Source organism: Dictyobacter vulcani, from assembly GCF_008974265.1.
GTDB lineage: Bacteria > Chloroflexota > Ktedonobacteria > Ktedonobacterales > Ktedonobacteraceae > Dictyobacter > Dictyobacter vulcani.
Genome location: NZ_BKZW01000001.1, coordinates 746279 through 763906, shown reverse-complemented (window position 1 = coordinate 763906; position 17628 = coordinate 746279). Strand labels below are relative to the sequence as shown.

The following is a 17628-nucleotide window of genomic DNA, read 5'->3' as shown; positions in this document are numbered from 1 at the left end:
CGATCCTAATAGTATCACTAAGTTTGCACTTTCTCAAACGGGTGAAAAAATGGAAAGTATGTTGTTCGCTTTCAACAAGTCATAGTGGGATATGAACCGCGTCGGGAATGTGTCCTCCATCCCACCCGGATGGTTCGCGCGCATCCAATTGTAGAATGGTGGCTATCAGCCTATGAATTGCAGATACTATCATATGATTTCTTTTGATGTGATGATGTCTATTGAAGCACCGAGTGCGAGGGAGATCTGGCGAGCGTGCTCGGCGACGAGGGTGCCGATGTGGGTCAATTGTTCGTCGGAGATGCGATAGGTGGGGCCGATGACGTTGATGGCTCCCACAATGTGCGTGGTCTGGTCGTAGATAGGGGCGGCTACAGAGGAGACTTCGGGCTCGACAGCGTCTCGGCGGGCGACATAGCCATGCTGGTCAACATGACCCTGGATGGCGGTGCCGATGGCGGTGTTGCTGACCGGTACGGTTCTGCCTACCCACCTGCCAGCCTGAACCGCCTGACGGCTAGAGACCTGATCAACATAGAGCACACGACCTTCACCCAGCAGGATGCCCAGATGGGTACTCTCACCAGTCTCTTCGGCCAGTTGACGCAGGTGCGGACGAGATACTTCATATAGTGACATGTCTTGCAGCGCTGCCAGGCCCAGTTGCATGACCTGTGGACCCAGACGATAGAGGCGGTCAGGACCCCGGTGGATAAATTCATAGCGTTCCAGGACCCTGAGTAGGCGTGTGGCGGTTGCCGGAGAAAGATTGGTCATCTTTGCTAATTCAGTCAGGGATAAACCATCGTTATGGGTTTGGAAGCAGATCAGGAGGTGAAGAACTCTTTCGACCGGACCAACGGCCTGGGTCATATCCAGGGCTTCTTTCAATGTGTGCTCCTTGTTGTGCGAGCAGGGGCGTCCTTCAATACATTACGCCACGTCTCTCTATGAGACAGTACGATTTTCACTGAATGAAAAGAAGATCTCAACCCCGGCAATATAGCATATATTTTGTGCCAGCGTCAAGAAAGCAATCCGGCTACTCGATTGCGTTGTTTATGACCTTGACAGGTACCTGCGCTTCATGTTAAATTTTCATTAAGTGACACTAACTTTCACTCAATGGAATAATTGTATGGATAAGCAGCTATAGTCTTTGGCTATGGAGTGGTTCAATGAAGCGTCTTGCTCCTGATTATGTCTATACGCCGCAAGGTTTAATGTCCGGCCAGGTTGTGAATATCTCCGATCAGGGATTCATTCTTTCAATTACTGATCGAGAGAGTGGGGAAGAGGTAACTGAGGTGTTACCGGGCATGGTATTGTTGCCTGGTTTTGTTAATACACATAGTCATGCTTTTCAGCGGGCGTTGCGTGGCCATACCCATCGTCGGCTCTCAGCCAATGATACATTCTGGACGTGGCGCCATGCGATGTACACGGCAGTTCAGCGTCTGACCCCTGATCTGATCTACGAGCAAACATTGCAGGTCTACCGCGAGATGCTGGCAGCCGGCTATACGAGCGTTGGTGAATTCCATTATGTGCATCACAAGCCTGACGGCCAGCCTTATGAGAATTCCAATATCCTGTCTGAAATGGTAGTGCAGGCCGGGCGTGATGCAGGTATCCGGGTCGTCTTACTGCTCACAGCCTATGCGCAGGGGAATTTTCATCAACCTCCCGATACGTATCAACGCCGTTTCTGTGATCGCTCGCTTGATGCATATCTCACACGAGCCGAGGCCTTGCGCGTAACTGGTATTCCTTTCGGAGTCGCCCCTCATTCGGTACGGGCCGTCCCTGCGGATTGGCTTCGTGCCATCGCAAACTATAGTCGCCAGTACCACCTTCCATTCCATATCCATGCTGATGAACAACAGGCTGAAATCGAACAATGCCTGGCTGCTGAGGGCTGTACACCAATCGAGTTGTTGCAGCGCAGCGAAGCCCTGAGTCATCTAACAACGGTTGTACATGCCACCCATGCCAATGCGCAGGAGATAGAACTCCTGGCGCGAGCAGGTTCCACTGTCTGTGTCTGTCCCACGACCGAGGGTGATCTAGGCGATGGCATTGCCCCGTATAATGAGTTGCGCCAGGCCAACATTCCACTGGCCATTGGCTCTGATAGCAATACACGCCTTGATCCGTTTGAAGAACTACGCTGGGCTGAATATTCAGCCCGCATGCGGTATCAGCGTCGTCGTGTCCTGGTCCCTGACGAGTTGGACTCACCTGGTTCCTTGCTTTTTTCATATGGCACTAAAATTGGTGCTCAGGCGTTAGGATTACAAAGTGGGCAGATTGCATCCGGGCAGGCAGCCGATTTTATTGCTATCGATCTGAATACGCCAGCATTGGCTGGTTGGACGTCTGAAGATGTGTTAGATACGCTCTTTTTTGGTGTTTCCTCAAGCCAGGTCATCAAGCAAACATGGGTTCAAGGCCAGAAGGTCTGGTCGGCTTGGTGTTGAGAGAACTTGTGTCTACATTGTTATTTCACCAGTGAAAGGAAACTGGAAATATGTCACAGCGAACACAGATTCGCGCGCCGCGGGGTACAGTTCTTAGCTGCAAGGGCTGGCAACAAGAGGCGGCCATGCGCATGTTGATGAATAACCTGGATCCCGATGTGGCGGAACGTCCAGACGATCTAGTGGTGTATGGTGGTTCAGGCCGGGCCGCTCGTTCCTGGGAAGCATATGAGATGATTGTGCGCTCATTGCAACAACTGGAGAACGATGAGACCCTATTGGTGCAGTCGGGCAAGCCAGTCGGAATTATGCGTACCCATGTTGATGCGCCACGTGTTTTGATCGCCAATTCAAACCTGGTGCCCCACTGGGCCAACTGGGAAGAGTTCCGTCGTCTGGAGGCTCTGGGCCTGACGATGTATGGACAGATGACCGCTGGCTCCTGGATCTATATCGGCTCTCAGGGAATCCTGCAGGGAACCTTCGAGACCTTTGCGGAGGCGGCCCGCCAGCATTACGGCGGCTCACTCAAAGGGAAATTTGTGCTGACCGCCGGTCTGGGTGGTATGGGTGGTGCTCAGCCATTGGCGGTGACCATGAATGATGGTGTCTGTCTGGCTGTAGAGGTCGATGAGTCACATATCCAGCGCCGTGTTGCCACTGGCTATTGTGATGAGATTGCCTACACGCTGGATGAGGCACTGGTACGGGTACATGAGGCCTGTGACAAGGGTCAGCCAATCTCAATCGGCCTGGTGGGCAATGCCGCAGAGATCTATCCTGAACTGGTTCGGCGCAATATTATTCCAGACATGGTCACCGATCAAACCTCGGCCCACGATGCTCTCAATGGTTACATTCCGGCTGGCCTCTCCCTGGAGGAGGCTGAAGACCTGCGTAAACAGGATCCAGAGACCTATATTCGGCGTGCGAAAGAATCGATGGCGGTCCACGTGCGCGCGATGCTGGATCTCCAGAAACGTGGTGCGGTTGTGTTTGACTATGGTAATAACCTGCGTGGGCAGGCATTAGAGGCAGGCGAAACGCACGCCCTTGATTTCCCGGGCTTTGTACCAGCATATATTCGCTCGCTCTTCTGCCGTGGGAAAGGGCCGTTCCGCTGGGTGGCGCTCTCAGGCGATCCCGAGGATATTTACCGCACAGACGAGGTCCTGCTGGAACTCTTCCCCGAAGACGAGCACCTGAAACGTTGGTTGACACTGGCGCGCAAGAAGGTTCAGTTCCAGGGCCTACCTGCCCGTATCTGCTGGCTTGGCTATGGTGAACGTGACAAAGCAGGTCTGGCCTTCAATGAACTGGTGGCGAAAGGGATTGTAAAAGCACCCATTGTAATTGGACGTGATCACCTCGATAGTGGCTCGGTGGCCTCACCCTATCGCGAGACCGAAGGCATGAAGGATGGTAGTGATGCGATTGCTGATTGGCCGCTCCTCAATGCGCTGGTCAATACCGCTTCTGGTGCTACCTGGGTCTCTCTGCATCATGGCGGTGGTGTTGGTATCGGCTACTCACTGCACGCCGGACAGGTAAGCGTGGCAGATGGCACAGCAGAAGCAGCGGCACGGCTCGCCCGCGTTCTCAGCAATGATCCTGGTATGGGCATCATCCGCCATGTTGATGCTGGTTATGAAGAGGCCGTGACACACGCGCAAAAATATCATGTAAAGATCCCGATGCAAGGATAATCTCCCGGGTGTCAGAAAGGACGTTTCATTGAACGCAGATTATCTTTCAGTAGTTCCAACGCAGGTTAGTATTAGTGGCGACGCATTGAGTTTTGCCGATATCGTGGCGGTAGCCAGGGGTCATGCACCCATTAGCATTAGCGATGAGGCCTTACAAAAGATTAAGGCCGCGCGCATGGTTATCGACAGACTGGCTGTGGACGATAGCAAGAAGGTCTATGGGATCACGACCGGTTTTGGTCACCTGAGCAAAATGCGTATTTCCTCTGATCAACAGGTCGAACTACAATATAATTTGATTCGCAGTCATGCCGCTGGCGTCGGCGAGCCGCTCACAGAGGAGGTCACCCGTGCCATGATGGTTCTGCTGGCTGCCAGCCTGTCCCGTGGACATTCCGGTGTCCATGCTGAGATTGTTGTGCTGCTGGCCGCCATGCTCAATGCGGGTATTTATCCCGTGATTCCTTCACGTGGCTCTGTGGGTGCCAGTGGGGATCTGGCTCCTTTATCACACCTTGCTCTGACCCTGATCGGTGAAGGTGAAGCGATCTACCAGGGGGAGAAGCTGAGTGGTGGTCAGGCTCTGCAACGGGCAGGACTGGAATCGATCAGTCTCCACACAAAAGAAGGATTGGCCCTGATCAACGGCACACATCTGATGGAGGCCATTGCAGTCCTGGCCATTGTCGATGCGCAGAAAGCTGTGCGTAGTGCCGAAGTGGCTTGCGCCATGAGCCTGGAAGGACTGCTTGGTAGCCATGTGCCGTTGGACCCACGTATCCACCAGCGGCGGGGGCAGGTAGGACAGATAGTCAGTGCGACCCGACTCAAGCGGCTGGTGCGCAATAGCGAGATCCATGCCAGTCACCAGAACTGCGCACGCGTCCAGGATCCCTATACGCTGCGCTGTGCCCCCAGGTCATCGGGGCCGTACGCGATGCCATTGAGTATTGTGCCACTATATTTGAGCGCGAACTGCATGCTGTCACGGATAATCCTCTTATTTTTCCTGCTGAGGGCGATGTCCTCAGCGGCGGTAACTTTCACGGCCAGCCATTGGCCCTGGCCCTGGACATGCTGGCCATTGCGCTGGCCCAGCTAGCCAGTTTCTCCGAGCGCCGCGTCTACAACGTTATTGGCCCCCATGACTGGGAAGAGAAGGGAGCGGAGACCACACTGTTCCTTACTCCCCATCCGGGTCTGCACTCAGGTTTAATGATTGCGCAATATGTTGCCGCCTCACTGGTCAACGAAATCAAGGTCCTGGCCCATCCTGCCAGCATCGATTCGATCCCGACATCAGCTGGTATGGAAGATTTTGTCAGCATGGGCGTCACCAGTGCCCACAAGCTGTGCCGCATCATCGAACAGACCCAGCAGGTCCTGGCCATAGAACTGCTCTGTGCGGCCCAACTGCTCGACTTCCGCCTGCCGCTCGCGCCAGGAGAAGGTGTGAAGAAGGCCAAAGATCTGGTGCGCCAGCACGTCACAACCCTGAAAGAGGACCGCGTACTCTCCTATGATATCGAGAAACTCGTCCAGCTCATTCAATCCGGCCAGGTGGCTGAAATCGAATAAGAGAAGCTACTATATGGAGTACCGAACTATATATGCCTGCTACTCCATATATGTCCTTTTTTGAAGGAAGGGAACAGGTAAGTGGAACAGCAGCAGCTACAAGCCAGGGCTATTGTTCGTAACATTGGACAGCTCGTCAGCGTGGCTCAGGCTCCCATTGCTGGAGCAAGCGGTCCATTACAAGTACTCAATGATGCCGCTATAATGGTTGATACTGAGGGGAAGATTAGTTGGATTGGTCCCAGTCAGGAAATTGATGAACTTGTTGCTTGCTCGGAACAAGAGCATATCACAGTCGTAGATGCAAATGGCTGCGTGGTGACACCTGGTTTTGTTGACTCACACACCCACCTGGTGTTTGCGGGTGATCGATCCGAAGAGTTTCATCTGCGGCGCGAAGGGATCAGCTATGGCGAGCTGCTAAGGCAGGGACGCGGCATCTTGACGACCATGAATGCCACGCGCAATGCCAGTACAGAGATGCTGTCGGATCTGGCGCGAGCGCGACTGGCATCCGTGCGTGCGCATGGCACGACAACCGTTGAGATCAAAACCGGCTATGGTTTAAACCTGGAGGCGGAAGAGCGCTGCCTGAGCATCATCAACGACCTGAATGATAGTTCCTCCTCCCCTCATGAGCATATCCGCATCGTGCCCACTTTTCTGGGTGCTCATAGCGTTCCACCTGAATACCGCAACCGGCGCGCCGCCTACGTTGATCTGGTAGTTGAAGAGATGTTGCCAGCCTTTGCCAGACAGGCTCGTTTCTGCGATGTCTACTGTGAACGTGAAGCCTTCTCCCTGGACGAGAGCCGCCGCATCCTGACACGTGCTCGTGAACTGGGCTACCAACTCAAAGTCCATGCCGACCAGCTCAGTCCATCAGGAGGCAGCCAGCTGGCCGCTGAATTGGGAGCTGTCTCAGCTGACCACCTGGATTATGCCAGCGATGCCGACCTGGACGCCATGCGTGAGTCCGGCGTGGTCGCTACCTTGCTTCCAGGCTGCTCATATACGCTGCGCAGCCCCTATCCATCGGCTCGTCGCCTCCTCGACCACGGCCTCACGGTTGCCCTGGCAACAGACTATAATCCTGGTACCTCATACAGCGAAAACATGCAGATGATGCTAGGGCTGGCCATGTCTGCCATGGGCATGAGCCTGGAAGAAGCGTTAACTGCCGCCACCATCAACGGATCTCGTGCCCTCGCTCTGCAGGACCAGACGGGTAGCATTGAAATTGGCAAATGCTGTGAACTGGCCCTCTGGTCAATCCGTGACTATCACGAAATTGGCTACCATTTTGGCACCAACCTCATTCAATCTATTCTTGTGCTCTAAACGCTGAAAAGTGGCGATGCGGCCGCAAACCAGCTGTAAATTGCTCAGGTAAATGGTACCTTCCAATAGAAAGGTACCATTTGTATAGATATCCTTTCGAAAGATTGGACAAATCTGGTAAACTAAGAACACGATGGAAGAGGAGATAAGAGCTTTAGCAAGCCAGGGAAGAGCTGAGAGCGTAAATAGAGTTGAATGGTTTGCTCCCGGTTTCAAATGCTGCCACAAGAACATATCCGCCAGGATCTTGCAGGCTTGTGCCACCGTTCTCTTTTTGAAGGAAATACCCGATCCCCTTTTCCTATAGTAATCATAAGCCTGAGTAATTATAATATTTCAGATGATTGTTAGCATTTTGTATTATTACGCATTATATCTGTTTGTAAAAATGCGTCCATGGGATTGGATGTATGGAGAATAGTGAAATATTAGCGACAGTCTTTAATATTAACATATTGAGGCGAACACCGTCTTTAATTTAACTGATCGCCTGACGATTTTTAGCTATCTTGTATCTTCGAGTCGTGTACGGTGGTATCGTGTGATTATGCGTACTTTCTGGCATCATCACCGTGAGTTGTATCGCTATCAATTAACCGCCCATGAAGTGCGGGATGCTCTTCGCGAGCAGTTAGATCCTGAATACTCGTTAGAGCAGTGCCAGAATGATTTAGTGGCGCTTAAAGAATGGGGATGCCTGACGACGATCTATGACTCTAGCCGGGCTACGTCGATCGCAAGTTTTCTCTCACCGGCTTTGTTGTATCAGGCAACGCCGGAGGCAATGGCAATTGAGACGTTCCTGGCGGAACAGACCCGGGCTAATGCCAGTAGTGGTGCCCTTCGTCAGGGTGATCTATCACGTTTGTGGGATATGCTCATACGTATTGATGAGATGCTACAACAGGATCTTGCTGTATTAAATACATCGCAGTGTCAGGAAATCGCTGATGAGTGGCAGCGTGCGTTTGAAATATGGAATACCATGGCTCGCGAGGCGGCGCAGTATCTTGCGAATATGATCAGTGCTTCACAGTCCAGTAAACCTGACCTGGAGGCATATCAGCACTATAAGTCCGCGGTAGTCGCTTATGTGCATGGTTTTGCCCAGGCGTTGACCCTCTATGGACCTCGCATACGTGAGCAACTGGCGCAGTGGCGTGCACTCGGTAAATTGGAGCCATTTGTGTCCTTGCTGGCAAATTACTTGAATCCGCCTGCACCAACGCTAGACCAGGTGCGAACAGTAGATGAATTGCGTCTGGACGCGCAGAAACAAGTTGATGCGCTGGCTGGCTGGTTTGCTCCTGGAAAGAATGCGGATTCTTTCCGGCGTAATGCACTGGCGGAAGTAGATAAAGTTGTGCGTCGCGCGGCTTCTCTCGCCTCCGCATCCCGCCCCAATGCGAACTATGCGCAACAATTGCAATCCCTGGCCCATACATTTTTACAGGCTCGTGATGGTGAGACCGCGCAACAACTCTTCTCGGTAGCCTTTGCTCATCCTTTACCGATCCATCTTTCTGAGGGTCTGGCTGGTACCCCCAATGATCTCTATATGCCTGATCAAGCGATAGCGTGGCAGGAGGAGCCTGCCAGTACGTTATATTTACGCCCGGTGAGTCGCACGAATCGTGGCGAGCAGGCACGAGAAGATCCAATTATTGATAACCGCCTGTTGACGCAGAATCTTATTGAGCAGTATGAGGAACGCTTGCAGGAACAGCTCCGACGTTTTAACCGTTTGTTTGCACAGGAGCGCCTGGATATTGGGACATTGAAGAAAGTGACTGCGCAGGAACGTACGATCCTGCTGGATATTATTGATAGTTGCCTGGGTCAACCATCCCACCAGTGTCGTGCGCTTGACGATTCAATTGTGGTGCTACTCAATCCAGATGAGGCTGAATATACATTGCTCAAAGCCTCTGATGGTGTACTTTTGCTCCCGCGATATTGTCTGGAACGACGGATGATGCCTGCACTTGTGGCTGTTTCCGCACGTGATAGTAAGGAGAGGGAGGATGAAGATGTTGATAGATGAGCAGGTTGTGCCTGGAAGGCTGAATGGGGTATCTGATCAAACTCTGCCGGCTGATCTGATCAAGGCTCATGTCGTTCTACTGGAGCGAGAGTTGATACAGGCGAAACAGGGTGACCTCTTTCGTCTGGTGCAGCACCATTATTATCGACTTCAGAATTGGCATGATCAACATACCGGATGGCGTATCCAACGGAGTAGTAAGGTGATTCGCCTGGAGCGTCGACTGAGCGCCACAACACCTGGCTATCTTTATGATCGTTTGCGAGAGCCGCGTGATTTTGCTTGTCTGACATGGATCTTATGGTATGCGGAGAATCGCCAGCTGAGTGGACGTGGGAACGACCAGCAGTTTTTGTTATCCCAACTCGCGGAACAAATTCAGGAGCAAGCTATGGGAGATGGAGGTGCATTTGATTTCCGTCGTCCTGGTGATCGTTATAGTATTCAACGGGCTTTGAATTATCTGGAGGGTCTGGGAGGACTACAACTCGTTGATGGGCAGGCCCGTGAATGGGTGGCACAGGTGGTCGATGCTGACGTACTCTACGAGTTCACCGAGGTCAGTCGCTCTCTGATTGCCTCTCTACGTATTGACCAGGTCACTCAACTTGCAGAGGAGCTTGCTGACGCGGGGGCAATAGTGAAGCCGTCTCGTATATCGATGGTCAGCGGCGTGCCCGATCTCATACGGGCATGGCGTGCGTTACTGTTGGGACCTGCGCTCTTTAAGTTTGATGATCCAGCCGCATTTGTGGCTGTGCAGCAACATGCCGACCGGCTTGCGACTGAACTGTTAGCTACGTTTGGCTGGCTGCTGGATTTACGGCATGACTATGCCTGTATTGTGCGCGCGAGCGGAAGTAATAATGGTCCGGTAAGCGTTCTCACGCCATATGGAACGAATGATCAGATTGCCCTGTTGCTTTGCACGGCCATTCGGGAGCAGATTCAGCAAGGAATCTGGAGTGGACCTGATGCCAATGGATGTCTTCTGGTGGCAACTGAAGATATGGCCGCTCTTTTCTATAGTGTACGTGAACGCTATGGTGATAACTGGGGAAATGAAGCACGTAGCCGTAGTTCCCAGAGCCTGTTAAATGATGTCTACCGTAAGATGCGGCAGATGGGGGTCATCCGTGGTCCCGGTGATTCTGGCCATGTTCTTGTGCTTCCCACTGCAGCTCGTTATCGCGCAACCTATGAAGCGCCTGCTGCGGGAACGGCAAATACGACTACTACGCTACGTAATCGTGGAAAAAATAATCGCAAACGATAATAGTCTTGGAGAGAGATGAGGATGTATGCAACGCACTTTTGATTCTATTGCTGAACAGTTTCCTGATGGCGCGAAGCCGAGTACACGAAACAGTCAGATTACGAACTTTGTGGATATATTGCAAGACCTGGATGGAGGTCCAACTGGCTATCGCCTGCGGCGTATCATACTCACGAATTTCTGGCTCTATGGACAGCAGGAATTCGAGATTCCCCATGGCCGGCTCTTCCTGGCTGGTGAGAATGCCAGTGGCAAATCAACTGTTTTGACGGCCGCCTTACCACTGGCTCTGGATGGCGATCTGCGCCCCAATCGTCTGGATACGTTTGGTGGACGCGAACGCCGTATCGAGTATTATGTGTTGGGTGGTGCTGATTCCGCGACCCCTTTTAACCATGAGCGTCGTACGGCTTATATTGCTCTGGAATTTGAGTGGTGTGATCCTGATCACCCTCCCATTGCTCCTGAGATCAGCCAGCGCTGGGAGAATGGTGAGCGTGAGAAGACCCGTTTCCTGACGATCGGTGTAAGTATCGCTGGCAATGTCAACACGACCGAGCGCATACGTCCGTTACGCTTCCTGATTACAGACGGGTCGCGCCTGGGTTATGAGTTTGATACTCTCTATGAGACGGGCTCTAAGCATGAAAAACGCGCTTATGATCATCAGCGTTTCAAGCAAATACTGGAAGGTCATGGGATAGTGTGTGATTCGCAGGCTGACTATGAACGGCAGGTTGCGCGTTACCTGTTTGGCTATCAGGAAGTGAAGGATTTTGGAGCCCTGATAAACCTCTTGCTGGTCCTGAGACGTCCGAATTTGAGCACTGAGCTAAACTTTTCGCGGGTCCATGATTATCTAAAAATGTCTTTGCGTAAGATTCCTGCGGAAACAACAGCGCATGTGATTGGGACGATTGAGAGAATTGATGGTATCCAGCATGAGATTGAGCAAATTCAGGAGGCGTATGATGCTGCTCAACGGTTGCATCTGGCCCGCCAGCAACTGGCATTGGCGCAATCTCAACTGGCGGCGTGTGACTACCTGGGTGCTCGTCTGGCTGAAAATACTGTTGAGGCTCGGTCAACGCGGCAGCGCCGGGATTTAACGGCAGCTGAACGTGATCAGACTAACATCGAAGCTAGAATAGAGGTGCTTCAGACCGAAGCATATCAGGTGGATGGACAGATTGCAGCTCTACAGGTCAATGAAGGATTACAGATTGCGACACAGCTCAGTGCTGTCCGTGAACGTTTGCATGAGGTTGAGACCCAGCTACAGTTACAGGAGCAGAGCTTGAATTCTGCACGCCAGGCAGTGCAGGCCAGCACCGAGAGCCTGAATCGTCAATATCAGAGATTCGGAGAGGTGCAGAGCGCTAGTGTGACGCAGTTGCGGGGATTAGTGACGATCGCGCGTACCGAGGCGGTCTGGGAGATGGCGGCATTCCAGCTCGAAGAGGCCTTGAGCCAGATAGCCGCTCTAACCGTGGATGCAGGGGCGTTCCCTGAGGTTCCTCTGGCGTTCTTTACGTTATTGAGTGAACCTGCTCAGGAGCGCGTCAAGCTGCTCAAGCAAATTGAGTCCTTGCATCAGCAGTGTGAAAAGCTGGATGCCCAGATACAGTATATGCGTAATCTTGAAGCTGCACGTTTTCAAGAGCTTGATGAAGCGCGGCAACAATTCCAATCCGCCCAGGATCGGACAGATGATGCGTTATATATGCTGGCCCAGACATTAGAGCCACTGGCGACTCGAGCCGGGTTGTCCTCGATGCTGGACGATGCCCAGTTTGCGCTTGATGATTCTGGTGGTGAGCCGTCCCCCTCGATGATTGTGGATCAGGTGGCGGCTGCCCTTCAGTCATATCGGCAGTTAATTGAGCAGTTAGAGCAGAGCTTTGTGAAGCAAGCAAAGCAGGCTCAGGACGCATTACACGATTTGCAAATGAGCGTTGGAGGCAAGGGTCAGGAGATCAGGGATGTGTCCGCGCTTTATGAACAAAAGCTGGCTGAGCCAGAATATGCTCCTGCTCGTACTGAGCGACGCATCGCGGCTCGTGCCCAACTGTCTGCACAAGGTATTGCTTCACTGCCGCTCTATGAATTGCTGGACTTCTCGCCCGATCTTGAGGCAGAGCAGGCTGGACGTATCGAGCAGATGTTGACAGATGCCGGTTTACTGGATGCTCTGGTTGTTCCTGCCCGGCAATGTGAACAAGCAGATCTCATTCTTGCTCAGACCGATCTCAGTGACTGTCGTTTGCAATTGAGATCGTTCGCCTCAGACGTAGCAACCAGTACTTCCAATTCTCTCTTGCGCCACCTGCGCTTCGATGAAGCGTTACGTGAACGTCAGGATACGCTAGCAGATTTCGCTATATGGCAGGAAACCGCAAGAGATGTGCTCACGGTTCTTGCCCGGTTTAGTGATGATGAGGCTTTTCCATATCAGATGCAGGAGCAGGGTCTTTGGAGCCACGGGCTGCTGACAGGACATGCTGGATCTGGCCAGGCACATTATATTGGTAAGGCTACTCGTTTACGTGCTCGAGAAGAAGCATTGCAGGTATTGTCAGAGCAGAAAGCCCGGTTGGAGCAAGAATTTGCTGAATTGACCACCAGACTTGCCCATCATGAGCATCTCCTGGCTGATTTGCGGGAGCAGCAGATGAACGTGCGGTTGGTACTTCCACAAAGCGGTCTGGCGGATAGCTTTGTGTCATTATCACAGAGCCGAACCGTGCTGGAAAAGAATCGCGATAGATATCAGAAATCCCATCAACAAACCCAGGAATTGCGTCAGCAGTACAATCTGCAACGTGGTCAGTTAGAGAGGCTTGTCGAAGGTCATGATGGATTGGTTCGTGGTGGAGAGCAGATCCAACAGACATTGCTGGCAATGGTACAGCTCCAAAATCAAGCTCGTACCTTGCAAAGTCAATTTGTTCAACTGCAGCAGACCTGGGAAGAGTGTGGCCAGATCCGCGCTGTGGCAACACGTTCTCAGGAAAATGAGCAGCATGTAGCCGATTTGTATGATCGGATCAAGAAGCAAGCGGTCCAGATACGTGCCGAGTTGACGGAGCTTCAGCATGTCGCCGCCTCCTCTAATGTTGAAGAGCTGACGACTCGTTTGTCCCAACTTCGTGAACGTAATGGAGTATTGGCCAGAGAGTTGGAGACGGAGAGACTTACGCATGCACGTCTTGACGAGCGTATCCAGAACTTGAGGACGTTGCTGACAGAGACAGAAGCACAACTTCAACTTGTGCAGCATGAGCGCCTGCGGCGGCAGCATGACTTTTCGACGTTGCTGGCGGCCTACCCGGTTGAGCAGTTGCAAGAGGCATATCTTGCGGCTCAGGATGAGGATTATCTCCGGGCCGGTCAGTTGTTGCTTGGAGAAATGACGCGTGAGAGCGATATCGCTGCACGCCGTGAGTCATTGGAGCATGTATATCGAGAAGCGTATAACGCGCTTGTTCGTACATTCAACCATGAGCAACCATTCCTGCTCGAGTATGGTCCCGATCTAGATGACCAGGGGCAGATCAGCTTTTTAAATGAGAATCGGGGCCGACCTGTTGAACTCTTAGAACTTCTCGGCGAACGTATCGAAATACATCGGACCTTACTTGGTGCGGAAGAGCGCCAGCTTTTTGAGGACTTTTTGCTCCAGGAGATTGCTGAGGCCATTCGGACACAGATTCTTGAAGCGGAAGAATGGGTGCAGGAAATTAATCATGTGCTGAGTCGTTTGCCGATGATTGGTGAACATTATTCTTTGCAATGGAAGCCACCAGCTGAATATGATATGACGAAACTGGGAAGTCATCTCGCGCAGCACTATCGTTTGTTACGCAAGCCCGCACAGGCATTGACCTCCGAAGAGACAGAAACCCTGATGAGTGCGTTTCGCCGTGAGATCGAGGCTGTGCGACTGCGCCAGCAAGATAGTCCCGATATGAATTTTATTGAGGCCCTGGAACAGGTTTTTGATTATCGTGAGTGGTTCCATTTTGATGTCTGGGTTACGCAGGTTGGAGGTCAGCGCCAGCGACTCACCGACCGTATCGCGGGCACACGCAGTGGCGCGGAGCAACTTTTCGCGTTATATGTACCGCTCTTTGCGGCACTGGGTGCGCTCTATCGTAATGCCGCGCATGGTGCACCACGCCTGTTAGCGCTTGACGAAGCTTTTGATAAGGTGAGCGCGGCTAACACGCAACGCATTATGGAATTTCTGATTTCGCAGGACTTTCAATGGATTATGACTGGACCACAGGTGAGTGGTTCTGGCAGTAAAATGGCTGCCAGTGGGCGTTATCTTATGATTCATGAGAAGGGATCACCGGTGGCTACCGCCTCAGCATCTTTCTGGTCTGATCAGCAGAAGGTGACGTCGATGTTGAATCCTGGAGGTAAATAGGTGGCAGACGTTGACCAGACTGGCCATCATACAGATTCACCTGAACCACATGCCGGTGACGCACAAGCTATCCGGCATATGGTTACCTTTTTTCAGCGACCGGCCTTTCAACGACTCTTGCAGATGTTACGGCAAAAGTATATCGAGCGTGGCGAGATTGAGGGACAGGTGGTGCTTACAGCTAGTTTACCAGAAGAGCGGCGTGAGATCGCCAGTTTTTTGGGGAAGCCTCTTTATCCTACGGATACCCTGCGGATTAAGCTGCGTGATGTAGAAGCCGCATTACGTCAAAGTCGCTTCCAGTGTTCTCTGGTGGACCTGTTACAGGTGATGTTTCCTGATCAACCGCTCATCACGCGTCCGCAGCAGCGTCAGCTACGGCTGCATAGACAAGAGCAGTTCTGGCAACAATTGCAGGCTTTGCAGGCCTCACAGGCTGAGGGGCAACAGGGATATCGCTGGTTGTTGCAGGGTAATCATGGCCTGGCATGGCTGTTTAGTCAGTATAAGAACGCGCCATCAGAAGAACAGCAACGCCAATTGGCCAGTATACAAACGGTACTTCTTGCCTTGAATCGTTTACCTGAAGCGACATCTCCACAACGACTGGCAATCTTTGCTCAGAATATCACCGGTGATCCCCATTGCCTGGATGGGGGCAGGCCTGCGGGTCGTCTCTTACTCATGGCTCTTAATGATCTCACTGAGCCACCGCTGGATGCTGCTTTCCAGGGCCGTGCCATGGAACTCCAGTTATATCACAATGCTCATTTACTTGTCGATACAATCTCATCAGCAGTTGCCGTTTTTAATCTGGCGCATGCTGTAGATCTGGATGGCAAATCTGATCCATTGCTAGAGGCCGCTGGCGCTCGCATTCTGCTGCTGCCGCTGGCGCAACTCTTACGCTGGCAACGCATTACCCCAACCGCACCAGCAATCTATCTGATCGAGAATCCGCAGGTTTTTGAGGAGGTCGTTGCCAATCTGTCGAACTCTCCAGATTCCAGCACTCCCACCATTATTTGCACATCCGGCTGGCCTGGAATGGCTGTAATGAAATTATTAGATCTTCTGGCGCAAGATTCTGCTGATCATCATTTTTATTATAGTGGTGACTTTGATCTAAAAGGTTTGCAGATTGCGGCCTATCTGCAAGATGCCTATCCGCAACACTGCCGCTTCTGGCACTTTGATCCCCAGGCTTATGCCATGGCTCTGGGAGCAGGTGAGGGTATTGTGGCTTCCAGTGATGAATTGCAGCAACTTCAGTCATCTGTTGAACGTTTTGGTCCCCTGGTAGAGCAGATGCAGATGACTGGAAGATGGGCTTATCAGGAAGGTATTGTTTCTTTGCTGATCTCCGATGTTCTTGTAATATGATCTTCGATTTGCTTTCCCCCCTTTTTTCTGCTAACGGTATGGTAAAGCCATCCTGTCATTGCCAGAACATAACATATGACACACCCCCATATGTCGATGACATAGTTGTCGAAGATACTGATAGCCAGCAGATCTGTACCAAGAAACATTAAGAGCAGTGTTAGCTGTTTATTGTTTAATACCATCATGCAAAAATCTTTCTGCGGTATGTATTGTATTTACTGCAAGATAGTCTCCTGATGGAGGTGTACTATCACTTATGAATATCCTAGCACGCTAGCAGTAAATAGACGCTCAAAAAAATCTGGATCTTTGTAAGAAGTTTCTCAGAAAATATTCCTCTCTAGATGATGAGCTAGCGCCCCCCGAGAGCAGAAGAACGGTGCAGGTAGCTCTTGACAAAAAGCATTAGTAAGCCCTAATATCTTAGTAAATAAGTCTGATATAAGGGTTTGCTAAGATAATTTGTATGTGAAAGGAATAATTCTTGTCTACTGGAACGATCATTCTCCTGGGCGCGTTTGCTGGATTGACGATATTTCTGGGCTTGCCTCTGGTTTTTCTCAAACAACTCCCCCAGTCTCTCAAATATTTTTTGAATATGCTTGCCACGGGCATTCTTCTTTTTTTACTCTATGATGTGTTGAGCAAAGCAAGCGAACCCATCAATACTTCCCTGGATGAGTTACGAACCCATCATACGGGAACTGGTATCTTCTTGCTGAATATTGGTCTACTTGTTCTCGGCCTCGGACTGGGCTCGGTGGGACTGGTCTATTTTAATCGCCTGGTTTTTGGGCGGATGAGGAAACGTACCGCTTCTGCTAAGGTGCTTGAGCAGGCTGCGACCGATTCCAGCTCTTCTTCCTCTCTTGTGAAAGAGACTGGCGTGATGTCTTCACCTGCGCAGACTGAGTCCACGCCTGCCATGCTTGCCCTGCTTATTGCTACCGGGATTGGTCTCCACAACTTCTCTGAAGGGTTGGCGATCGGGCAATCTGCGGCGACTGGAGAACTCCAACTGGCTCTCGTGCTCTTGATTGGTTTTGGTCTGCACAATATGACAGAAGGATTTGGCATTGCAGGTCCTTTGAGCGGCCAGCGTGTTTCCTGGAAGTTTATTATCCTCTTAGGATTAATTGGTGGGGGACCAACGTTTCTGGGGACTCTTGTTGGCATCACCTTTATTTCACCACAGGTGTTTATTCTGTTCCTTGCGCTGGCTGCTGGTGCCATTATCTATGTGGTGGCTGAACTGCTTGGTCAGGCTAAACGCTTCAGAGCACCTGAAATCGTGATGTGGGGCCTGCTGGTTGGTTTTCTGCTGGGATACGCGACGGACCTGATCTTGACCTACGGGGGCGCGTAATATCGCTGTATTTCCTGGT

9 protein-coding genes and 1 pseudogene are annotated in these 17628 nt (G+C 51.7%); 9 read left to right on the top strand and 1 reads right to left on the bottom strand.

Features of this window, described 5'->3' with window-relative positions; translation table 11 throughout:
• Nucleotides 1-189 precede the first annotated feature (189 nt).
• Nucleotides 190-891, bottom strand: coding sequence for an IclR family transcriptional regulator (locus KDW_RS03180; protein WP_151754621.1), 702 nt, complete (start codon nt 889-891; stop codon nt 190-192).
• Between the two features lie 287 nt (nt 892-1178).
• Between KDW_RS03180 and KDW_RS03175 the strand changes: the two genes are divergently transcribed.
• The 9 genes and pseudogenes from KDW_RS03175 (at nt 1179) to KDW_RS03135 (ending at nt 17609) form a co-directional block, all read left to right on the top strand.
• Nucleotides 1179-2480, top strand: a complete 1302-nt coding sequence (locus KDW_RS03175; protein WP_151754620.1) for a formimidoylglutamate deiminase — start codon at nt 1179-1181, stop codon at nt 2478-2480.
• A 50-nt stretch (nt 2481-2530) separates the two neighbouring features.
• Entirely contained in the window at nt 2531-4186 is a 1656-nt protein-coding gene (hutU, locus tag KDW_RS03170; RefSeq protein WP_151754619.1) for a urocanate hydratase, read from the top strand.
• A gap of 103 nt (nt 4187-4289) precedes the next feature.
• Nucleotides 4290-5764 (top strand): annotated as a pseudogene (gene hutH, locus KDW_RS35745) (histidine ammonia-lyase).
• An 81-nt stretch (nt 5765-5845) separates the two neighbouring features.
• Entirely contained in the window at nt 5846-7105 is a 1260-nt protein-coding gene (gene hutI / locus KDW_RS03160) for an imidazolonepropionase (RefSeq protein ID WP_151754618.1), read from the top strand.
• 454 nt (nt 7106-7559) lie between these two features.
• On the top strand, nt 7560-9149 hold the full coding sequence (locus tag KDW_RS03155; protein WP_151754617.1) for a TIGR02677 family protein: 1590 nt from the start codon (nt 7560-7562) through the stop codon (nt 9147-9149).
• Nucleotides 9130-10425, top strand: coding sequence for a TIGR02678 family protein (locus KDW_RS03150; protein ID WP_151754616.1), 1296 nt, complete (start codon nt 9130-9132; stop codon nt 10423-10425). The genes KDW_RS03155 and KDW_RS03150 overlap by 20 nt, the downstream gene beginning before the upstream one ends.
• A gap of 25 nt (nt 10426-10450) precedes the next feature.
• A complete protein-coding gene (locus KDW_RS03145; protein WP_151754615.1) occupies nt 10451-14857 on the top strand; it encodes an SbcC/MukB-like Walker B domain-containing protein in 4407 nt (1468 codons plus the stop codon).
• A complete protein-coding gene (locus tag KDW_RS03140; protein ID WP_151754614.1) occupies nt 14858-16240 on the top strand; it encodes a TIGR02679 family protein in 1383 nt (460 codons plus the stop codon).
• 487 nt (nt 16241-16727) lie between these two features.
• Nucleotides 16728-17609: a ZIP family metal transporter gene (locus KDW_RS03135; protein ID WP_151754613.1), complete on the top strand. Its 882-nt coding sequence runs from the start codon at nt 16728-16730 to the stop codon at nt 17607-17609.
• Nucleotides 17610-17628: the final 19 nt, after the last annotated feature.

Coding starts and splice junctions, on each gene's coding strand:
- KDW_RS03175 (WP_151754620.1), top strand. CDS start 1,179: ATGAAGCGTCTTGCTCCTGATTATGTCTATACGCCGCAAGGTTTAATG.
- hutU (WP_151754619.1), top strand. CDS start 2,531: ATGTCACAGCGAACACAGATTCGCGCGCCGCGGGGTACAGTTCTTAGC.
- KDW_RS03145 (WP_151754615.1), top strand. CDS start 10,451: ATGCAACGCACTTTTGATTCTATTGCTGAACAGTTTCCTGATGGCGCG.
- KDW_RS03150 (WP_151754616.1), top strand. CDS start 9,130: ATGAAGATGTTGATAGATGAGCAGGTTGTGCCTGGAAGGCTGAATGGG.